This is a genomic window from Mesorhizobium sp. M0664, from assembly GCF_040320565.1.
Taxonomy (GTDB): domain Bacteria; phylum Pseudomonadota; class Alphaproteobacteria; order Rhizobiales; family Rhizobiaceae; genus Mesorhizobium.
In genome coordinates this window covers 26,633-47,563 of record NZ_JAMYPW010000021.1, presented here as the reverse complement: position 1 = coordinate 47,563, position 20,931 = coordinate 26,633, and the positions used below count along the sequence as shown (strand labels likewise).

Sequence of the window (20,931 nt, the reverse complement as noted above, 5' to 3'; positions counted from 1 at the left end):
GCTGCCTCCATTGTCTGTGCCCCGTGTCGGGGCGGGCCTAAGACCAGTCCAGGATCAAATTTTCGATCCCGAACACATGGCCGCCAGAAGTTATCGGTGCCGTACCCTGCTTAATCCTGAAAGCCGGGATGCGCGCCAACCACTCCTCCAGGCCAATGACAATCTCCCGCCGGGCAAGGTGTGAGCCAAGGCAACGGTGGGGACCATAGCCAAACGCTGCGTGGCGGTTGTCCTCCCGCTCCAAATCGATTGTGTTGGGGCATTCGAATTCCGCCGGGTCACGATTGGCAATCATCGTGGCGCAGGAAACATAGTCCCCCTTCCGGATCGGCGCGCCTTCGAAGTCGATATCTTTCGTAGCCACGCGGATCAACTGAATGGGCGGATAGGCCCGCAGCAATTCTTCGGTTGCGAGCAGGATGCGGTCCGGTTCGCTCCGCAGCAATTGCTGATCTTTGAGGTTGCGCGCGAGGTACGCCAAGTCAAAGCCTATAGCTGCTGCGACCGTGTCGAGCCCAGCGACGAAGACAAGCACGCCGATGCCGCGGACTTGGGTGTCCGTCAGCCGGCGGCCCTCGACCTGTGCCTGCACGATAAAGCTCATGAAATCGTCAACCGCCTCCTGGCGGCGCATGGCTGCAAGTTCGTCGATGAATGCCACGATCGTCCGGGCAGCCACAGGTCGTTCCTTATCGTCGCCGTGGAGCAGATCTTTCCCCCAGCCGACGAATGTATCGAGTCGGTCATCGGGCAACCCCAGAAAGCGAAGAAAGGTGCTCACCGCGAAAGGAAAGGCAAAATCCTTCATCACGTCGCAGCTTGTGCCCGACGCGGCGATCCTTTCGATCAGCTCGACCGCCCGTTCGCGGACAGCCGGTTCCAAAGCCAACACCCGCTTTGGCGAAAGCAGCGGATTGAGCAGTGAGCGAAAGACGCCATGGGCCGGTGGATCGAGCTCAAGCGGGATCGTCGGCCAGTTTTCACCCAGTATGGAGGAGAAGATGCTGCGATGGCTGGAAAAAGTCTCTGCGTCCTGCAGCACCTTCCGCTGGTCCGCGGCACGGGTGATGACCCAGGTACCCCGGCCATCTTGCGTGTTGTAGCGGGAGTAAAAGATCGGAGGCCCGTCATGTACGCAAGCGACAGCTGCGTGTGGATCCCCGTTGGGTGTTGGTGGCATCCCTGGCGATGTAAACAGGCTGAAGTCCCTCACCATTTCGGGCGGGACATGATCTGGAACGGGGTTGGTCGCCATTTTGTTTTCTCTACATTGGCGTTCATGGCTCGATTGAGATTGCACCGCTGTTCATAAAGTCGATTTCCAGCATGGGCACGTCTCTTGTCGGGCGCCTTCTAGATTCTGTCGCCTGATACAGCCCACCTGCACCAGCGCGGATGAGATCGGTTGCGAAGTCGATCAGAAGGGGCATCTCCGCCGCGCTGCGGTCATGAAGCAAAGCCGCCGCTTATCCCCGTTAGGGTTGAGAGGCTGGTCAATCACCTCTGAGCTCCGTGACGCACTGCTGATGCCCTGCTGATCAAATTGTCGAAGCAAGTCGCGTGCCGGATAGGCGTACCCATGGCGCTGCACCAAGCAATGCCAGCCTGCACTAGGCCCGCCGCTGATGATCACCTGTCCATCATTCTTAGGACAACGTCCGACAACCGACATCCGTGGTCGGTTTTGTCGAGTCCGCGACATCGGGCTGTTCGGCTTGGCTGCTGCTGCACAGCCTTCCGGTCGACGAGCGAGGAGATCGCTCGCACGGCCCGGATTGAGCAACGACGCGATCCAGCGCAAGGTTCGGGTGCGGTCCGACAAGACCCGGCCGCGCTTCCGCTTCGGTTCGGCGCTGATGGCATATGCGTTGTTGTAGCCGCTGCAAGGATTTCCGGTCAGACGAGCGATGCACTCGTGCGCAGCGATCCGGCCGGCGACGAGCCTGACTGTATCGATGCGGTCAATTCCGGCGTGCACACCTGACCGTGCGTATGCGCTAACACGGCAAGCTCTATCGCACATGGACCTATATTTCCTCGCGAGCCGCTGTCGGAACGTGGTGCCGAGTCCTATGGCGGCCGGTTCAATCCGAGGGCCTGTCGGCACTCTACACATCCCGGCCGGTCGGACCGGGAACGCGTGGCAGACTCTCGGCCAGAAACCGCCAGTCGCTGCGCTCGCGTTCGCCTTCCTTGCGCGTGCCGAAGAACTGGACGATCATCTTGCCGTCGGCGCCATAGGCTTCAACGGACGTGACGTGACCGTCCCTCGTCGGCTTGCGCACGGCCCAGACCTCGCGGATGTGATGAGTCCTAAGATGGAGATGGAAGTTCTCGTCGAGCACATTGATCCGCGGCCCGATCTGCTTGACCGACTTGATCGGGCCGGAATGGATCTGGATGCAACCACGATTGCCGACAAAGCACATGATCGGCATCTCGTCTTCGGCCGCCTGTTGGAACAGGGCGCCAACGGCATCATTGTCGAGCAGCCAGGCGTAATCCTCGTCGGCCATACGCATCGCCTGGCAGCGGCTGAGCTTCAGGGTCTTCAACATATGGTAGAACTGATGCACGTCGCTCAGCCGGCTCCAGTGCTCGCGTAGGTCGTCGACCGTGGCGGCTTGGTCTGGACTCACTGCATTATCGAGCGCCCCGCTCGCCTCGACCGATATGATCGGCTCCTGGTCGGAGGATACAAGCTCTGCCGCCAGATTCTGATAGGCGTGCAGGTTCGAGGCGGGCCTGAGATGTACTTTGTGCATCGCCTCGCCGGTGGCATCAAAGAATTGCAGGCTGCGGCGGATCTCGGCTCCCTCGCGCTTCTCGACGGCGAAGCCATACGCCCACGCTTTCGGGAAGATGCGCAGGTCGATCTCGTCGCCGAGCACCATGGCATGCGGGTTGCCGGTGACCACTTTGTCGTAGACGCCGATCTTTTGGTGCACGGCACTTTGGTTGCGGGTGACCGCCATCACCTCGCCGACCGCTTCGAGGCCGGTCAGCAGATCATCGACGCGCGGCTCGATGCGCACCGCGCCGTGACCACAATGCGCCGCGACCAATTCGGCTTCCGAAATGCCCAATCGAGCGGCGAGATCATGCTCCCGGATTTTCGGAGTGTCTTCGCACGCCCGCCGGATTTCGTCCGGCGACGGTTTCTCGCGCTGGTCCATGTCTTACCCCTGCTTCCACCTACGTGTGAGGATCAGCTGCCCTGCCGGTGAATCTTCAGCCGATAGGGCGCGCCGTAATGCTCGACCCTGATCTGCTGCTGGCCCGTGAACAAGGTGTCGCTGGACAGCGTGCGCACGTCGTCGCACCCGCGCGAAAACCGGGGGTGCTATCGGAGCGGCGAGACCCGAGTGACACGAGCAGGCACATGCCGATGGAATCCCATCGAGCCGGTCGGTGGCCACCGGGCGGTGGTGAGCGATTGTGGGTGTTGTCGCAATCGGCCAATCGGTCATTCGGATGCCACGGGCGGCACTGCTTCGCCAAACAAAGCGTGTCTGACCCAGTCCTGACATGTTGCTCCCTTCCTTCGCCCCATCGATCGCGAGGGCACCCACGACATGATTGTGGATCGGCAGTCTCTTGCCGCCTCGCCAAATGGAGCTTCAAAAACCGTGCCAATTGCGCCGAAGCAAGCTCAGAAGAAGTCTTCTGTAATGGTCATTGGTTTAATGTGAGTTCAGCCAACAACTCAGGCCCAACATCCCGCGTGGCGGACCCGACAAACCCGACAGTACGTGTCGGTTGACCGACACCTTCGCAGCAATGGACTCACAAGAACCACCGCAGTGTCAGAGATGCCGCGCTGTGTTGAAACATTTTTTCGCTTTGGCACGGCGCATGCAACGTGTTGCGCAAGCAGGTCCCGGACTGAGGAGAATGGAGCCATGATTACGCTCACCGACAACGCTGTTGCCGCCATCAAGACTGCTCTTTTCCGCGCCAGCGAGCCGGCGGAAGGCCTTCGCATCATGGTCCAGGCCGGCGGCTGCGCCGGCTTCAAATACTTAATGGGCCTGGAGAGCGTGTCGCGCGAGGGCGATGCGATCACCGAGACAGATGGGATCAAGCTGTTCGTGGACGCGGGCTCCCAACCGCATGTCGCCGGCATGACCGTCGACTTCCTCACCGGGCTCGAATCTTCCGGCTTTGTCTTCGATAACCCCAACGCGCGCGAGAAGTGCGGCTGCGGCAAGTCCTTCAGTTGATCGCCCGAAGCGCCTGTGCGGGTCCATGAAGCGATTGCCGCCGACGGACTCATTTGCGGCAGAGGAGGCTTATATGGCCGGCACAACAGATGTCCCTGTCCTCACGAACAAGGCAAGGTCGAAGCCGATCTTGGGACCGGCAATCGCTTCAGGTAGGATGCAAAGAACGTCGCCTCCCGAAACAGTTCGGTTCCTGGTGGCACCCGAGCTGCTGGCGGCCAAATCGCGCCGCTGCGCCGAATTCGGCTTATCGATAGCGTTGTCGCGTTCGGGCCTCCTTACCTGCGGGCTGACGGTGGCGACTGCGGACTTGTCCATGTCGACGCCGATCCGGTCTACGTCAAACTCTCGGGCGTCCGCGCCGGCTGCCAGTTCGGGCCCATCATCATCAACGGCATACGCCAGAGGCTCAATGAGGCGGTCGCGCGCTCGCGTCATTCCGGTCAACTGAGGATCGCACATGATACCTGTCTACCTCGACAACAACGCAACCACACGGGTCGATCCTGAGGTCGTGCAAGCGATGTTGCCGTTCTTTAGGGATCAATTCGGCAACCCTTCGTCGGCGCACGCTCTTGGCGCCTCAGTCAGTGCGGCGGTGAGAAAGGCGCGGAGGCAGTTGCAAGCTCTGATCGGCGCGGAGTTCGACGATGAGATCACCTTCACCTCGGGTGGGACAGAAAGCGACAATGCAGCGCTTGTTTCGGCGCTCGAGGCGGCGCCCAACCGAACCGAGATCGTGACGTCCGCGGTCGAGCATCCCGCCGTGCTGACGCTCTGCGCGCATCTTGAGAAGACCCGCTGCGTCAAGGTGCACAGGATCCCGGTGGATTGCCGTGGCCGGCTCGACCTCGACGCCTATATGGCCGCCCTCACCCCACAGGTGGCAATCGTCTCGATAATGTGGGCGAACAATGAGACTGGTGTGATCTTCCCCGTGGCCAGGCTTGCTGAGTTGGCCAAGGAAGTGGGCGCCCTTTTCCATACCGATGCTGTGCAGGCGGTCGGCAAGCTTCCGATGGACCTGAAGTCGACCGCAATCGACATGCTGTCGCTCTCCGGCCACAAGCTGCATGGGCCGAAAGGGATCGGCGCGCTTTTCGTAAAACGTGGCGTCAATTTCCACTCGCTGATCAAGGGGGGCCACCAAGAACAAAACCGGCGCGCTGGCACCGAGAATACGCCCGGCATAGTCGGGCTCGGCATGGCGGCCGAACTCGCCTTGAAATTCATGGACGACGAGACCACACGGGTAAAGTCGCTCCGCGACCGTTTAGAGGACGGGATTCTCCAGCGCATCCCAAGCACCTGTGTCACTGGTGATCCCCTGGAACGGTTGCCCAACACCGCAAACATCTCCTTCGAACATGTCGAAAGTGATGGAATTCCACTTCTCCTCAGCCGCGTGGGCATCGCGTGTTCCTCCGGCTCCGCCTGCACCTCCGGCTCGCTGGAACCGAGCCATGTCCTGAGCGCGATGAAAACGCCACACGCGGCAGTCCGCTTCTCCTTGGCGCGGGACAACGGCGAAGCGGATGTCGACCGGGTGCTCGAGGTCATGCCGGCAATCGTGGAGAAGCTGCGTGGCTTTCCCAGTCCTGGGCCCGGTAGGCGAGGCGCCGAAGACGTTCAATCCGGTCTATGCCTGAGCGGCAGCAGAACAGGCTGCCGTTCATGACCCGTCACGTCTTTCTCAACGATACGACCTTGCGCGATGGCGAGCAGGCGCCCGGCGTCGCCTTTACGACGACGGAAAAGCGGGAGATCGCCGAGTCTCTTGCGGCGGCCGGCGTCACAGAGATCGAGATCGGCACGCCGGTCATGGGCGCCGACGAGATCGAAACAATTCGCGCCGTGGTCGCGCGGCGTCTCCCGGTTCGGCTCATGGCCTGGTGCCGGATGACGTCGCTGGATCTCGATGCAGCGATCGAGAGCGGCGTCCACGCCGTCAATCTATCGCTGCCTGCGTCGGACATCCAACTTGCCGCCAAGCTCGGCCTCGATAAGGCGGGAGCGCTCCAGGTCATCGAGCATATGGTCAGGCGCGCAGCCGCCGCCGGCTTCTTCGTCGCGGTGGGCTGCGAGGATGCCTCGCGGGCCAATCGAGATCATCTCGCCCGCGTCATCGAGACGGCTGCACGCGCCGGCGCAAGCCGCGTCAGGCTAGCCGACACAGTCGGCGTTCTCGACCCGTTTTCGACCTTCGAACTTGTCGCCCAGCTCGTGGCGCAGTCTCCAATCGAACTTGAATTTCATGCGCACAACGATCTCGGACTTGCTGCCGCCAACACGCTGGCCGCGATCCGCGCAGGCGCGCGCCATGCGTCCGTCACCGTCCTGGGGCTCGGCGAGCGTGCGGGCAATGCCGCGCTAGAACAGGTGGCCGCCGCGATGGCGGTCTTCGACGGCGCGGATACCGGCATCGAGCTGACCGCATTGCCCGACCTCGCCGCCCAGGTGGCTTGGGCCGCCCGCCGGCAGACCGCTGCCATTAAGCCGGTCGTCGGCGCCGATGTTTTCACCCACGAATCCGGCATTCACGTCGCAGGGCTGCTGAAGGACTCGCGTACTTATCAAGGGCTTGATCCGGCTCTCGTGGGCCGCTGCCGGCGTATCGTCATCGGCAAGCATTCCGGCGCCACTGCGATTGCCCATGTGCTGAGCGAAAGCGGTCGCGTTCTCGACCCGGATCTGGCAGCCGCGATGGTGGCCCGCGTCCGGCGCGAGGCGGCCGAGACCAAATCGACCGTTACTGCAACTCAACTGGTCGAGCTCTACGATGGAATGTGCAGCGAGGCATCCCTCGCGGAGCTGTGCGGGTCCAGGTCAGCCGTGCGCGAGCGCACCGACACCACCGTTTTCCGACCAGGGAGAATGCAATGAATTGTTCCGCTGACAGCCGCCCCATCGATGTCACCGACATCCTCGTACGACTGAAGCGCCTGTCGGCTGCGGAGGAGTTCTTCGCAGTCCTTGGCGTCTCCTATGATCCGAAGGTGCTGAATGTCTCGCGGCTCCATATCATGAAGCGCGTGGGCCAATACCTTGCCGAAGAAGATTTCTCCGGTCTGCCCGACCAGGTGATTGCCGCGCGGGTGCGCGCGACGCTCGAACGCGCTTACGAGGACTTCGCGGTTTCCTCGCCGCTCACCCATCGGGTCTTCAAGGTGCTCAAAGACCACGATCCGAACAAACCTGCCACGCCGGGCCGCACCTTTGTCCCGTTCGACTCCGTACTGAAGCGGTTCGGACAGGAATGACCGCGACACGGGTTGCGACGCGACAATGTCGAGAAGCCGACAAATCAGGTCATCACCACGGCGCCCTCAAAGCAACCAATCACAGCGGGGGCACGCAAAACAGTTGGCACGAATGATGCAAACCAAGGAGATGAAACGCCAACCCCGCATCCGGACAGGAGCCTTGAGAAACCGCCAATGCACATCGTAATCTGCATCAAGCAGGTGCCGGACTCGGCACAGATACGGGTCCATCCGGTGACGAACACGATCATGCGCCAGGGTGTTCCGACCATCATCAACCCTTACGACCTGTTCGCCCTCGAAGAAGCCCTCAGACTGCGCGACGCCTATGGTGGCGAAGTCACCGTGCTCACTATGGGTCCGCCCATGGCAGAGGACGCGCTGCGCAAGGCGCTCGGTTACGGCGCCGACCGAGCGGTGCTCTTAACCGACCGCTATTTTGCCGGCTCCGACACGCTGGCGACCTCCTTCGCCCTTTCCCAGGCAATCGCGAAAGTTGGCGAGACGTTCGGCACGCCAGACCTCGTCTTCACCGGCAAGCAGACGATCGATGGCGACACCGCCCAAGTCGGGCCCGGCATCGCCAAGCGCCTCGAACTCCTGCAGCTGACCTATGTCGCGAAGATCGCCTCCGTTGATATTGCTGCGCGCGAGATCAAGGTCGAGCGCCGCTCCGAAGGCGGCACACAGATGCTGAAGAGCAAGCTCCCTTGCCTCATCACCATGCTGGAAGGCACAAACGAGATCCGCCGGGGCTCGATCCAGGACGCCCTGTGCGCCGCGCGCAGCCAGGTCTTGAAATGGAGTGCGGCCGACGCGGGCATTGAGGATCTCACCAAATGCGGCCTGCGCGGTTCACCGACGGTCGTCAAGCGTGTTTTCGCCCCTACTGCGCGGGCAGAAAAGGCGGCAAAAATCGAAACCGCCGAGATGGCCTTGCGCGATGTCGCTGACGAACTCATCACGGCAATCTTCACCCGCCAGCCGGCATTGGAACATGAGCTCGCCTTCAACGGCGGCGCGTGAGAGGGCAAGGAGCAGACGATGTCGAACGCGAACCGAGAAACCCCTCGCCCTGCCGCCGGCCGTGCCGGCATAAAGAAGGAGCTGCCCGCGCATTTCAAGGACTACCGGCACGTTTGGGTTTTCATCGAGCTCGAACGCGGCCAGGTCCATCCCGTATCATTCGAACTGCTCGGCGAAGGCCGCAAGTTAGCAGACAAGCTTCAGGTCCAGCTTGCAGGCGTCGTGCTTGGACCGCCGGGAGAGGCCATCGGGAACGCCGTTGCCGAAGCGTTCGCTTATGGCGCCGACCTTGTCTACATCGTCGAGGCGCCGCTGCTCGCCGACTATCGTAACGAGCCATTCACCAAGGCGATGACGGATCTGGTCGATACCCACAAACCCGAGATCCTTCTTCTCGGTGCCACCACACTCGGCAGGGATCTTGCCGGCTCCGTGGCGACGACCTTGCAGACAGGGCTCACGGCCGACTGCACCGAACTTGATGTGGATACCGACGGTTCGCTCGCCGCCACCCGTCCGACTTTCGGCGGTTCCTTGCTGTGCACGATCTATACGCTCAATTTCCGCCCCCAGATGGCGACAGTGCGACCGAGGGTCATGCCCATGCCACCGCGGGCGGATAAACCGGTCGGGCGTGTCATCCGGCACAAGCTCTCGGTAGCCGAGGACGAGATCGTTACCAAAGTCCTGGGCTTCCTGCCGGATAGTCAGTCGGCAAAGGCAAATCTTGCCTATGCCGACGTCGTGGTTGCGGGAGGCCTCGGTCTAGGCGCGGCGGAGAACCTGCAGCTTGTGAAGAATCTCGCGCGGGCAATTGGTGCCGAGCATGGCTGTTCGCGCCCGTTGGTCCAGAAGAGCTGGATGCCGGCTGATCGGCAGATCGGCCAAACTGGCAAGACCATCCGGCCGAAGCTTTACATAGCGGCTGGGATTTCCGGCGCCATCCAGCACCGGGTTGGCGTCGAGGGGGCGGATCTCATCGTGGCCATCAACACCGACCCGAACGCGCCGATTTTCGATTTCGCCCACCTCGGGATCGTCACCGACGCGATCCGCTTCCTGCCCGCACTGACGGAAGCCTTCACCCGGCGGCTGTCGCCCCACAGTCGCGATAAGCTTGCGAGCTAAGGGATGGACATGATTGAGGAACAATTCGACGCGATTGTTATTGGGGCCGGCATGTCCGGAAACGCAGCTGCTTACACCATGGCCAGCCACGGCCTGAAGGTGCTGCAGTTGGAGCGGGGTGAATATCCGGGCTCCAAGAATGTCCAGGGTGCCATCATGTACGCGAACATGCTGGAGAAGATCATCCCGGATTTCCGGGACGATGCGCCTCTCGAGCGGCATTTGGTTGAACAGCGGCTTTGGGTGATGGACGACACATCCCATACCGGGATTCACTATCGGTCGGACGACTTCAATGAGGCGAAGCCCAACCGCTACACGATCATCCGTGCCCAGTTCGATAAATGGTTTTCGCGTAAGGTGCGCGAGGCCGGCGCGACGGTTCTGTGCGAGACGACCGTGACGGAACTCATCCGTGACGCCAAGGACAGGGTGATCGGCGTCCGCACAGACCGGGCCGGCGGAGCCATCTACGCGGACGTGGTCGTCCTCGCAGAAGGTGTATGCGGACTGCTTGGCACGCGGGCCGGCCTGCGCGAGATGCCGAAGCCGCAAACCGTGGCGCTCGCCGTCAAGGAAATGCATTTCCTGCCCGAAGAGGTCATTGAGCAGCGGTTCGGCCTGAAAGGCGATGAAGGCTGCGTGATCGAGGCGGTGGGCACGACCTCCCGCAGCATGGCCGGGCTCGGCTTCCTCTACACCAACAAGGAGTCGATCTCACTGGGCATTGGCTGCCTCGTCTCCGATTTCGCCGCGATGGTCGAGAGCCCTTACGTCCTCCTCGACGCCTTAAAAACCCATCCTTCGATCCGGCCGCTGATCGCCGGCTCGGAAGTGAAAGAATATTCCGCGCATCTCATTCCCGAAGGCGGCTACAAGGCTATTCCGCAGCTCTTTGGCGACGGTTGGGTCGTGGTCGGCGATGCCGCGCAACTGAACAACGCCATTCACCGCGAGGGTTCGAACCTCGCCATGACCTCCGGCCGCATCGCGGCTGAGGCAATCATCGAGGTCAAGAGCCGCAACGGTCCTATGACCAAACGGAATCTCGCCCTTTACAAAGCCATGCTGGACAAGTCCTTCGTGATCAAGGACCTAAGGAAATACAAAGACATGCCGGCCTTGCTCCACACCAATTCCTGCAATTACTTCACGGCTTATCCGCGGTTGATGTCGCAAGCCGCGCAGAACTTCATGCGTGTCGACGGCACGCCGAAGATCGAGAAGGAAAAGGCGACCACGGCGGCCTTCATCAAGGCGCGCTCGCGCTGGGGGCTGGTCAGCGACGCGGTCCGCCTTGCATTGGCGTGGCGCTGAGGGGAGACGAAATGACGATCGCAGTGACGAAGTCACGTGTCGAGGACAAGCTTTACCAGAACCGCTACTTGGTGGATTCCGGCCGTCCGCATATCAAAGTGCGACCGCACGAGAGGCCAAGCGCGAACTTGCTCGCGCTGACCCACGTCTGCCCCGCGAAATGTTATGAGTTGAACGACAAAGGTCAAGTGGAGATCACTGCCGACGGCTGCATGGAGTGCGGCACCTGCCGGATTTTGTGCGAGACCAGTGGCGAGATCGAGTGGAACTATCCACGCGGCGGCTTCGGAGTCCTCTTCAAATTCGGATGAGGACGCACGCACCGTATCAAGAGGGTCAATCTTGGTACAGCTGAGGTCGCGACCAACGCCAAGTCTATCTTTGCTTGAATTGCCGCGCCACGAAGAGAAGCTCGTGAATACTGTGCTTTCAGAATTCAGACTCAGACAAAAAAGGAGGAGCACTCTGGACGACAACCGCTGAGGTGTTTCCATGGCTCACGTACCGCAAGATCGGGTCGACGAGGTAGCACCTCGGGATACCCGCCCTGAACCGCCCATCAAAAGCATGCCCCAAGCAGATATCGCGCTCAGGGGACTCTACGAGATATCGAAGGTGCTGACCGCCCCCAGCGAGCTGGAGATTACGCTCGCCAATGTCGTGAACATCCTGCCTTCGTTTCTGCAGATGCGTCACGGAGCAATCGTCGTCCTGGACGCTGAAGGAGAGCCGGAGATTGCCGCAACTGCCGGCAATACCCACGCACCTCAATCAGGCACTCGCCGCGTCATACCACAGGCCATAACAGATCAAATCGTCGCTACGGGGACGCCACTCTTCATACCGGACGTCCGCAAGTCCCAACTATTTCAGGCTGACCTTCAAACATCTTCGAGCAGCGGCACCATCCCAATTGCCTTTATCGGTATCCCGCTAAAGGCTGATCATAAAATCCTTGGGACATTGTCGATCGACCGCGCCGGAGACGGCGCCACCGACTTTCGCGACGACGAGGACACATACTTCCTGACGATGGTCGCCAACCTTGTCGGCCGGACGATCCGTCTCCATCGCATCCTGAGTACAGATCGTCAGCGGTCTGTCCATGAGCAATGGAGACCGGAGAAATCGCCCAACGAGGGGAGGACCTACGACCCTGCCCGGCATGCGGATGTCAAAATCGACGGGATCATCGGGGAAAGCCCCGCACTCAAGCAGGTGCTCGAAACCGTCTCGGTCGTAGCAGGTACCAATTCCACCGTGCTACTGCGGGGTGAAAGCGGCACAGGCAAGGAATTCTTTGCGCAAGCCATCCATAAGCTCTCACGTCGGAGGAAGAAGTCTTTCGTCAAATTGAACTGCGCCGCACTGTCTGAAAGCGTTCTGGAGTCAGAACTGTTTGGGCATGAAAAGGGCGCTTTCACGGGTGCTATCTCCCAGCGCGCCGGTCGTTTTGAATTGGCAAATGAGGGAACGCTGCTACTTGATGAAATCGGCGAGATTTCGCCGGCCTTTCAAGCCAAGCTGTTGCGTGTCTTGCAGGAAGGCGAGTTGGAGCGAGTCGGCGGCACCAAAACGCTACAGGTCGACGTGCGCCTCATATGCGCCACCAACAAGGACCTCGAGACGGCCGTCATAAAAGGGGAGTTCAGGGCCGACCTTTATTACCGCATCAATGTGGTGCCAATTATCCTGCCTCCGCTCAGAGAGCGACCCGGCGATATTCCACGCCTTGCGAACGCCTTCCTCAATCGATTCAACAAGGAGAACGATCGCGCACTCGCCTTCGCGCCGTCGGCGCTTGACCTGATCTCGCAATGCTACTTCCCTGGTAACGTCCGCGAGCTGGAGAACTGCGTCCAAAGGACGGCCACACTTGCGCGTTCAAGGACGATCACGCCATCCGATTTCGCCTGTAAGAAGAGCCAGTGCCTTTCCTGGCTCCTCTGGAAGCGAGCCGACCGCTCGAATGGCGGCAATATCATCGACGATCTCGCACGGGTCAACGCAGGGCCGGTCGGATTGCGGCTGCCGGCCAGTCGCATCGGTGCCTCCGCAGGCAACGTATCTCCCCTTGCGGCCGGCGATCCGAACGATCCCGCTTGTCCCCCGCGTCTGACGGAACGCGACCGGCTGATCGACGCGATGGACAAGGCCGGTTGGGTTCAGGCCAGGGCGGCTCGTATCCTCGGCCTCACGCCGCGGCAAATCGGCTACGCGCTGCGCCGACATGGCATCAAGGTGAAGAAATTCTAGACGTCGTGATGACGTCAAACGTAAGCCCGAAGTAGTCTCCCTCACACCCTTCGCGCCCAAGGCTGGTAGCCTTCGCGACCCGATGCTTGTCCACTGTCGGAAGCCCGACAAAGGTGTGTCGGAGCAATCCGACGGAATCCGACACGAAAGCCAATTCGTGAACCAAAACCGCTCTTTGAGCTGGCATAGCTCTTGCGGTTTGAACTGCGACATTCACCCAGCAACGGAGCCGTTCGATGTCCGCACCGGCAATTTCGCTTGAGAGCCTCAGCACGACATTCGATGACCAGTTGCTTGCCACCGTGAAAGCCGGTGGCTGCGCGTCTTCGTCCTGCGGCTCGTCGATAAAGCCGGACGACACGGATCCGGCTGTCTGGGACAAGATCAAGGATCACCCCTGCTTTTCAGAAGAGGCGCATCACTATTTCGCGCGCATGCACGTCGCGGTGGCGCCCGGCTGCAATATCCAGTGCAACTACTGCAATCGCAAATATAACTGCGCCAACGAAAGCCGGCCTGGGGTGGTCTCCGAAAAGCTGACGCCCGACCAGGCGCTACGCAAGGTGATCGCGGTCGCCAACGAGGTGCCGCAGCTTTCCGTGCTCGGCATCGCCGGACCTGGCGATGCCTGTTACGACTGGAAGAAGACGAAGGCAACGTTCGAACGAGTCGCCAGGGAAATCGCAGACATCAAGTTTTGCATCTCCACGAATGGGCTCGCGCTGCCGGACCATGTCGATGAGCTTGCCGACATGAATGTCGATCACGTGACGATCACCATCAACATGGTCGACCCTGAGGTCGGTGCAAAGATCTATCCTTGGATCTTTTACGACCATCGCCGCTACGTCGGCATCGAAGCCGCCCGGATCCTGCACGAGCGGCAGATGTTGGGTCTGGAGATGCTGACCGCGCGCGGCATCCTCACCAAAATCAATTCGGTGATGATCCCCGGCGTGAACGATGAGCATCTGATCGAGGTGAATAGATGGGTTAAGGAGCGAGGCGCGTTCCTGCACAACCTCATGCCGCTGATTTCGGACCCGGCGCACGGCACGCACTACGGACTGAGCGGGCAACGCGGCCCAAACGCAATGGAGATGAAGGCTCTTCAGGATCGTGTCGAAGGCGGCGCCCAGTTGATGCGCCACTGCCGGCAGTGCCGGGCAGATGCCGTCGGCCTGCTCGGTGAGGATCGTGGCCAGGAATTCACAGTCGACCGAATTCCCGGCGAGGTCACCTATGATGCCAGCAATCGCAAGGCCTATCGGGAGCTGGTCGCGGAGGAGCGCCGTGATCACGTGGCGGCTAGGAGAGAAGCGATCGGATTGGTCAAGGCAGCGAGCCCCGGCAAGTCCCTTCTCTTCGCAGTGGCGACCAAGGGCGGCGGCCGCGTCAATGAACATTTCGGCCATGCGAAGGAATTCCAGGTTTACGAAGCATCGCCGAGAGGGATCAGCTTTGTCGGGCATCGCAAGGTCGAGCAGTATTGTCTCGGCGGCTGGGGCGGAGAAGCCGCCCTGGATGGCGTCATCGCTGCGCTTGAGGGCATAGATGTCGTGCTGTGCGCCAACATCGGAAACTGCCCGCAGGATCAGCTCGCCGACGCTGGAATCCAAGCCACCGACGCATATGCCCACGACTATATCGAGACCGCAATCAGCGCGATTTACGCGGCCGCGTCTGGGACCCCCGCACTCGCGGCGACGGCCTGAGCGCGTCTCATCCATTCGGACCAGGAGTTAAAATGGCTTTCAAGATCATCGCATCCCAATGCACCCAATGCGGCGCCTGCGAATTCGAGTGTCCCTCCGGCGCGATCAAGTTCAAAGGCGAGAGCTATGTGATCGAGCCGCAAAAGTGCACCGAGTGCGAGGGGGTCTTCGATGCGCAGCAATGTGCCTCGGTATGCCCGGTGCCGAAGACCTGCGTTCCTGCGTGACGAACATTGGGCTGCCGACATGGTCGGGGCTGCCTGCGCAGGACGCCTGGAACGCCTTGTTCACAATCTGCAGCCTCAAGGGAAATCAGGGAACGGACATGTCGCTCGGACGCGAAGAGGAGGTCGAAATCCGCAGGCCTCCACGATTCATGCAGGGAGAGCGGGTACGTGCCACTCGCCATATAAAAAATGACGGCACCTATCCTGGCAGGGAGATCGGCGAAAATCTCGTGCGGAAGGGCGACGAGGGATATGTGCGCGACATTGGCACCTTTCTCCAGCAGTTCTTCATCTATGCGGTCGAATGGGTCGACCGTGGCACCGTCGTCGGCATGCGAGCGCGTGAACTGATGAGCCTCGACAAGGCCGAGGCGCCCTGCAGTGCTGAAAGCAATACCAATGAAGGGACGGCCAGATGAAAGTCATGATCCGCAGGACCGAGGCTGGCTTGTCGGCGTATGTCCCGAAGAAGGACCTCGAAGAGCCGATCATCAAGCTCGAGAAGGAAGAGTTGTGGGGCGGAACTGTGACGCTCAGGAACGGGTGGCGGCTCCTCCTACCCGATCTTCCACGGGATACGCGTCTGCCGATCACCGTCGAGGCAAGGAAGGTTTCCGAACAGGACTGATGCTGCCCCTTGATAGGTGCGTCGCGAGGAAACGAGCATGAACACGATCCTGACATCGGGCCACCTCGTCATCGTGCGGGACAGTTTTGCCGAAAAGCTGCTTGACCTGGCGAAGGAAGCGCTCGCCGCCGATGAGGTGATCCCCTATCTCGGTCCGGGTCTTCTTGGGTTCAACTGTGCGGAACCGCCTGTGCCGCATACGCCGGAGGTCGTTGCCGCGGCACTCAATGCGCGGGCGCCAGCCCCTTCCAGGATCCGCACCAATATGTGGTCGGTTGCGCAGTTCATCGAACAGCGCCGGCATCGCCGGACGCTGCAAGCTTGGATGACCTACATATTCGCAGCGCCGGTGGCGCCGACCCTCCTCCACGCCTGGCTCGCAAGGCTGCCGCTCTCCCTCATCGTCGACAGCTGGTACGACGGCGCGATGCGCACGGCTCTCGTAGAGACCGGCCGAACGGACGTCGTTGAGATACAGGGCGTCACGCGGGCGAACGAAATCGGTAACATTTGGACGAAAACCTACGATTTGTCCGGGAGGGAACTCGACCCCCGATCGGGGGCAAAGACGGTTCTCTATACACCTCACGGGAGTATTAGGCCGGCGCAAAACTTTCTCGTCGCAGATTCCGACTATGTCGAAGTCCTGACCGAAATCGATATCCAGACACCGATCCCAGACGTGGTGAAGGAACGGCGCATCACCCGTGGATTTTTCTTCGTTGGCTGCCGCTTCAACGATCAGATGCTGCGCACCTACGCCAGGCAGATCATGAAGCGCTCCCGAGGTCCATATTGCGCGGTAATGGACGCGGAAACGCTGACCAGAAACGAAGCGCGTTTCCTTGCGGCAAGCGGAATCACGGTGATCGACATGCCAGTAAGTGAAGCCGCGGCTCGGCTTATAGGAACGCGCCCTGCTGCAGGTGGTGGACAGGATTAACAATGGCGGGCCCCTTTGATGATTGGTCCTTCGGCTTGCCTCGAAGGCGCAAAATGCAGTCGGGAATACACCCGTGAGCAGTGATGCTATCGGCAGCGCAACGAACGCTCTGAATTCGTTGACCCATGTGGAAGCGGCGCGCTGGGGCCGGGATTTGAGTACGCTGTTGCGCATCACGCGTATGAATTTGCGGCATCCCTGGCAGGTCGCCTTCGCTATGGGCTCGACGGTCCTGGCGGCAATCCTCCAGTTGCTCATTCCCCAGCTTCTCGGCCGGGCCGTCGACCTGACCCAGACAGCCATCGGGGGCGGTGTCGCGGGGACCGCGGCAGGACAAGCGCTCTGGATCCCGGCTCTCCTGCTGCTCGCCGTCAGCGCGCTACGCGGCCTTTTCACGATGGCGCAGAACTATTTTGCCGAAGCCGTCGGGCATCATGTCGCGTACGAACTGCGGCTCGCCTACTACGACAAGATCCAGCGTCTCAGCTTTTCCTTTCACGACCGGGTCCATTCAGGCGATCTGATCACCATCGGAATGCTCGATCTCCAAGGCGTGCGGATGTATTTTTCCACCGCGCTCGTTCGCGTGCTCCTGCTCACCATGCTGATCGGGATCGGCGCCTACATGATGATCTCGACCGATCCCATGCTCGGCCTGGTCGCGCTGAGCTTCGTGCCTTTTGTCGCCTGGCGCTCATCGGCCACACAGCTTAGGCTGCGCGCCACCTGGCTCGACCTGCATGAGCGGCTTTCAGTACTAAGCCGCGTGATGGAGGAAAATCTCGCAGGCATCCGCGTGGTCCGCGCTTTTGCGGCTCAAGCCTATGAGATGCTGAAGTTCGACGGCGCTTCCAAGAACGCGCTCGACCTCGCCCACGACCGAGTTGACATCTACGTGCCCAGCACGTCGGCGATGACCTTGTCCTTCTTTTTCGCAATGGGATTGGTGCTCTGGATCGGTGGCAGCAAGCTCGTCGCTGGCGAGATAAGCGTCGGAACGGTGGCGACCTTCCTGACCTTCATGACAATCCTGCAAATGCCAGTCCGCCAGATCGGCCTCATGGTCAATGCCTTTGCCCGCGCTTCTAGCTGCGGTTCGCGGCTTTTCGGTCTCCTCGACCAGGAGATCACAATCAGGGATGCTCTCGAGGCCAGACCGCTCGAGATAAGCGACGGCACTCTGCGCTTCCACAATGTCTCGTTTGCGTACCCCAGCGCCGAAAACCGCGCCATTCTGAAGAACGTCAGCTTTGAGGCCCGTAGAGGCGAGACGATCGCGATCGTCGGTCCGCCGGGTTCGGGCAAATCGACGATAGCTCATCTGGTCCCCCGCTTTTATGACGTGACCGGTGGCGCCATCACGCTGGACGGCCAGGACATACGCAATGTCACCCTCGCGACGCTTCGCAAGGCGGTCGCCGTCGTACAGCAGGATGCATTCCTATTCACCACTACGATCGAGAACAACATCGCTTATGGCGATCCCTGGGCGAAGAGACAGCGAATCGAACGCGCTGGCGAATTCGCCCAGCTCCACAACTACATCCTCGGGCTCCCAGCGGGCTACGAGACGGTCGTGGGCGAACGCGGCGTCTCTCTCTCTGGCGGCCAGCGCCAGCGTCTCACGATTGCTCGCACCATGATGCTGCGCCCCTCCGTCGTCGTTTTCGACGACTCAACGGCCGCGATCGATGCCGGCACCGAGCAGCGCATCCGCGCGGCGATGCGGCGCTTCGCCAAGGATCGGGTGACGATCATCATCGCGCACCGGCTGAGTGCGCTTGTGCATGCCGATCAGATCCTTTTTGTCGATAACGGCGAAATCGTAGAACGCGGCACGCATCGAGAGCTTTTGGCGAAGCGGGGACGCTACAGGGCCCTTTACGATCTCCAGACGCGCCCGGGTGATGACAATATGACCCAGTATGGGGGCGCCCGCTGATGGCGCAGGGCCGCGCCGGCGAAGTCGAAGCCGAACGTGACGACGGCAGACGCCCTCCGCGCGCGGTTGTCGGCTCGCACCGCATCGAGGAGGAGATGTTCGGCCGGGCTTTCGACAAGAGCATCCTCCGGCGCATCTGGGCTTTCGTCCGTCCCTATCGGGCCAGGGTAGTCATCACGATTGCAGCAATGCTGATCTTCACCGGGACGCAGCTTCTCATCCCGTTGATCATCCGCTACGCGCTCGACCAGGGCATGAACCCGGCAAGGACCGATCGCTCAGCCCAGCTCGCGGCCGTCGGCGCGTTCGTTTTGGCGATTTTGGTCAATTTCGCTGCCGGCTACATGCAGGAAACCGTGGTTGGGAAAGTGGCCGAAACTGTCCTGTTCGACATCCGCCGCGCCATGTTTGGCCATCTGCAGAAGGTTTCGCTCTCCTTCATGGACAAGACCGAGGTCGGACGCCTCATGTCGCGCCTGCAAGGCGACGTCAACTCCATACAGGAATTCCTCGAAACCTCGGTATATTCCGTAGGCGATGTTGCGCTTCTCTTCGGCATCGTTTTCGTAATGCTGTGGCTCGACTTCCGCCTCGGCCTCCTGACGCTCTCGGTTCTGCCGGTCCTGGTGATCGTCCGCATTGTCTGGCTGCCGCGTGCCCGCGACGCCTTCATGGCCGCACACGAGACTAATTCCGTCGTCAACGGCGCGCTGGCCGAAGCCATTCACGGCGTGCGCACCGTCCAGTCAATGGACCGCCAGCAGGTGAATTTCATCCTTTTTGACGACAAGGCCCATGCCAACCTCAGGACCCACCTGATCGCTGCCAAATATGCACTGGTCATGGTGCCTATCGTCGATGGCCTCACCGGCCTCGCCATGGCCGCCGTTATTGTGGTCGGCGGCTCGATGGTCATGAATGGCCGCATAGATGTGGGCGTATTGGTTGCCTACCTATTTTACATCCAGCGCTTCTTTGACCCGATCCGCTCACTCACCCTGCAATATTCGGTCATGCAGCGCGCCATGGCCTCAGGCAAGCGCCTGACCGATGTGCTCGACGTCAAGATCGATGTTCAGGACAAACCCAATGCCGAGGTGCTTTCGCCCGAAATGGACGGCTCGGTCGAGTTCAGGGACGTCACCTTCGGCTACAATCCGAACCGTTCGGTGCTGAAAAATGTCTCCTTCCGGGTCAATCCCGGCGAGACGGTCGCACTGGTCGGGCCGAGCGGTTCTGGCAAATCGAGCGCGATGGCCCTGGTCCACCGCTTCTATGATGTTCAGCAGGGCCAAGTGCTGGTCGGCGGACATGATGTGCGCGATCTCACCCAGGAATCGCTCGGCCGCCAGGTCGCCATGGTGCTGCAGGAGCCGTTCCTGTTCACCGGGACGGTCTTCGAGAACATTCGATACCACAAGACGGAAGCCGCGCGCGACAAGGTGATCGAGGCCGCCAAGGCGGTCGGCGCCCACGACTTCATAATGAGCCTCGCCGACGGGTATGAGACCCAACTTGGCGAACGCGGCGACAACTTATCTCTCGGCCAGCGCCAGCTTATCAGTTTCGCCCGCGCCCTCGTCGCCGACGCCAAGATCCTCGTGCTCGACGAAGCTACCGCCAACATCGACAGCTACACGGAAATGCAGATTCAGAAGGCTCTGATAAAGCTGCTTGAAGGGCGCACTGGCCTCGTCATCGCCCACCGTCTTGCCACGATCCGGGGTGCCGACCGCATCATCGTGCTTCAGAATGGCCAAGTTATTGCGACTGGCAACCACGATCAGCTAATAGCCATGGGGGGCCTGTATTCCAAACTCTACAATCTCAACTACGCCTCCTTTGACGATATTCCAGAACACGATACGACCGTACAAGCCGGCTCCCAGACCTGACGTCTTGGCGGCCTTGTGGTACTGACATTGACTTCGGGCGTGCCGGCGGACACTCAGGCCACCGCAGACGAGGAAGCAGGCAGCATTCATGCAAAGCACTCGCGCGGATCGTGAAGACCGGCTGCGAACGATTTCCTCCAGCGTCGTTATCCGACCGCGGTGCACGCCGCGACATCGGGCGAACTCGCTCCAGGTGGTGTCGCTCGGCGTAGCAAAGCCGCTCGCGAGCGCGCCCTCAACAGCGCCGTAGCGAGTGACGGCTTTGCTACCGCCGAGCCGCTGATGAAGCTGGATGCGGGAGCCGCCACCGGCGCCGCCCCGGTCGAGAAGAACCTCTTGCGGCGGGCTATGGGCAACGACTAGCGCGA

At 60.9% G+C, this 20,931-nt stretch carries 21 protein-coding genes; 18 read left to right on the top strand and 3 right to left on the bottom strand.

Translation table 11 applies throughout. The features are described from left to right. Nucleotides 1–37: 37 nt before the first annotated feature. The 3 genes from NKI39_RS19505 to hemP all read right to left on the bottom strand — a co-directional run bounded on the left by NKI39_RS19505 (nt 38) and on the right by hemP (nt 3,313). On the bottom strand, nt 38–1,255 hold the full coding sequence (locus tag NKI39_RS19505) for a cytochrome P450 (RefSeq protein ID WP_352700543.1): 1,218 nt from the start codon (nt 1,253–1,255) through the stop codon (nt 38–40). 853 nt (nt 1,256–2,108) lie between these two features. After that, complete coding sequence (locus tag NKI39_RS19500; protein ID WP_352833674.1) at nt 2,109–3,176, bottom strand: hemin-degrading factor; 1,068 nt, start codon at nt 3,174–3,176, stop codon at nt 2,109–2,111. Between the two features lie 32 nt (nt 3,177–3,208). Continuing rightward, entirely contained in the window at nt 3,209–3,313 is a 105-nt protein-coding gene (hemP, locus tag NKI39_RS19495; RefSeq protein WP_023678236.1) for a hemin uptake protein HemP, read from the bottom strand. A gap of 589 nt (nt 3,314–3,902) precedes the next feature. On the opposite strand from hemP, the gene NKI39_RS19490 reads away from it, so the two are divergent. The 18 genes from NKI39_RS19490 to NKI39_RS19405 all read left to right on the top strand — a co-directional run bounded on the left by NKI39_RS19490 (nt 3,903) and on the right by NKI39_RS19405 (nt 20,926). Next, complete coding sequence (locus NKI39_RS19490) at nt 3,903–4,223, top strand: iron-sulfur cluster assembly accessory protein (RefSeq protein WP_352833672.1); 321 nt, start codon at nt 3,903–3,905, stop codon at nt 4,221–4,223. Between the two features lie 222 nt (nt 4,224–4,445). Continuing rightward, the gene (locus NKI39_RS19485) at nt 4,446–4,733 is read left to right on the top strand and encodes a NifU family protein (protein WP_352833762.1); all 288 of its coding nucleotides are present in this window, start codon (nt 4,446–4,448) and stop codon (nt 4,731–4,733) included. Next, nucleotides 4,684–5,901 (top strand): cysteine desulfurase NifS, encoded by a 1,218-nt coding sequence (gene nifS, locus NKI39_RS19480; RefSeq protein ID WP_352833670.1) that lies wholly within the window; start codon nt 4,684–4,686, stop codon nt 5,899–5,901. Before NKI39_RS19485 ends, nifS begins: the two co-directional genes overlap by 50 nt. Further along, on the top strand, nt 5,898–7,106 hold the full coding sequence (gene nifV, locus NKI39_RS19475; protein WP_352833667.1) for a homocitrate synthase: 1,209 nt from the start codon (nt 5,898–5,900) through the stop codon (nt 7,104–7,106). The genes nifS and nifV overlap by 4 nt, the downstream gene beginning before the upstream one ends. After that, the gene (gene nifW / locus NKI39_RS19470) at nt 7,103–7,483 is read left to right on the top strand and encodes a nitrogenase stabilizing/protective protein NifW (protein ID WP_352833664.1); all 381 of its coding nucleotides are present in this window, start codon (nt 7,103–7,105) and stop codon (nt 7,481–7,483) included. Before nifV ends, nifW begins: the two co-directional genes overlap by 4 nt. Nucleotides 7,484–7,660: 177 nt before the next feature. Then, complete coding sequence (locus NKI39_RS19465) at nt 7,661–8,512, top strand: electron transfer flavoprotein subunit beta/FixA family protein (RefSeq protein ID WP_352577710.1); 852 nt, start codon at nt 7,661–7,663, stop codon at nt 8,510–8,512. A gap of 18 nt (nt 8,513–8,530) precedes the next feature. Next, complete coding sequence (locus NKI39_RS19460) at nt 8,531–9,640, top strand: electron transfer flavoprotein subunit alpha/FixB family protein (protein ID WP_352491473.1); 1,110 nt, start codon at nt 8,531–8,533, stop codon at nt 9,638–9,640. 9 nt (nt 9,641–9,649) lie between these two features. Beyond that, nucleotides 9,650–10,957 (top strand): FAD-binding protein, encoded by a 1,308-nt coding sequence (locus tag NKI39_RS19455; protein ID WP_352833759.1) that lies wholly within the window; start codon nt 9,650–9,652, stop codon nt 10,955–10,957. 11 nt (nt 10,958–10,968) lie between these two features. Further along, on the top strand, nt 10,969–11,268 hold the full coding sequence (locus NKI39_RS19450; RefSeq protein ID WP_023678245.1) for a ferredoxin family protein: 300 nt from the start codon (nt 10,969–10,971) through the stop codon (nt 11,266–11,268). Between the two features lie 181 nt (nt 11,269–11,449). After that, entirely contained in the window at nt 11,450–13,213 is a 1,764-nt protein-coding gene (gene nifA, locus NKI39_RS19445; RefSeq protein WP_352833662.1) for a nif-specific transcriptional activator NifA, read from the top strand. 236 nt (nt 13,214–13,449) lie between these two features. Next, the gene (nifB, locus tag NKI39_RS19440; protein ID WP_352833659.1) at nt 13,450–14,928 is read left to right on the top strand and encodes a nitrogenase cofactor biosynthesis protein NifB; all 1,479 of its coding nucleotides are present in this window, start codon (nt 13,450–13,452) and stop codon (nt 14,926–14,928) included. Nucleotides 14,929–14,960: 32 nt separating this feature from the next. Further along, entirely contained in the window at nt 14,961–15,155 is a 195-nt protein-coding gene (locus NKI39_RS19435; RefSeq protein ID WP_023678248.1) for a 4Fe-4S dicluster domain-containing protein, read from the top strand. A gap of 98 nt (nt 15,156–15,253) precedes the next feature. Then, nucleotides 15,254–15,574 carry a nitrogen fixation protein NifZ gene (locus tag NKI39_RS19430; protein WP_352833757.1) on the top strand — a complete coding sequence of 107 codons (321 nt, stop codon included), beginning with the start codon at nt 15,254–15,256 and terminating at the stop codon, nt 15,572–15,574. Beyond that, on the top strand, nt 15,571–15,783 hold the full coding sequence (gene nifT / locus NKI39_RS19425; RefSeq protein ID WP_352542071.1) for a putative nitrogen fixation protein NifT: 213 nt from the start codon (nt 15,571–15,573) through the stop codon (nt 15,781–15,783). The genes NKI39_RS19430 and nifT overlap by 4 nt, the downstream gene beginning before the upstream one ends. 37 nt (nt 15,784–15,820) lie before the next feature. Continuing rightward, complete coding sequence (locus NKI39_RS19420; RefSeq protein WP_352833656.1) at nt 15,821–16,726, top strand: SIR2 family NAD-dependent protein deacylase; 906 nt, start codon at nt 15,821–15,823, stop codon at nt 16,724–16,726. A gap of 73 nt (nt 16,727–16,799) precedes the next feature. Next, complete coding sequence (locus tag NKI39_RS19415; RefSeq protein WP_352833653.1) at nt 16,800–18,668, top strand: ABC transporter ATP-binding protein; 1,869 nt, start codon at nt 16,800–16,802, stop codon at nt 18,666–18,668. Continuing rightward, nucleotides 18,668–20,563, top strand: a complete 1,896-nt coding sequence (locus NKI39_RS19410) for an ABC transporter ATP-binding protein (protein ID WP_352833651.1) — start codon at nt 18,668–18,670, stop codon at nt 20,561–20,563. Before NKI39_RS19415 ends, NKI39_RS19410 begins: the two co-directional genes overlap by 1 nt. Nucleotides 20,564–20,722: 159 nt before the next feature. Further along, on the top strand, nt 20,723–20,926 hold the full coding sequence (locus tag NKI39_RS19405; protein ID WP_352457028.1) for a hypothetical protein: 204 nt from the start codon (nt 20,723–20,725) through the stop codon (nt 20,924–20,926). Nucleotides 20,927–20,931 lie beyond the last annotated feature (5 nt).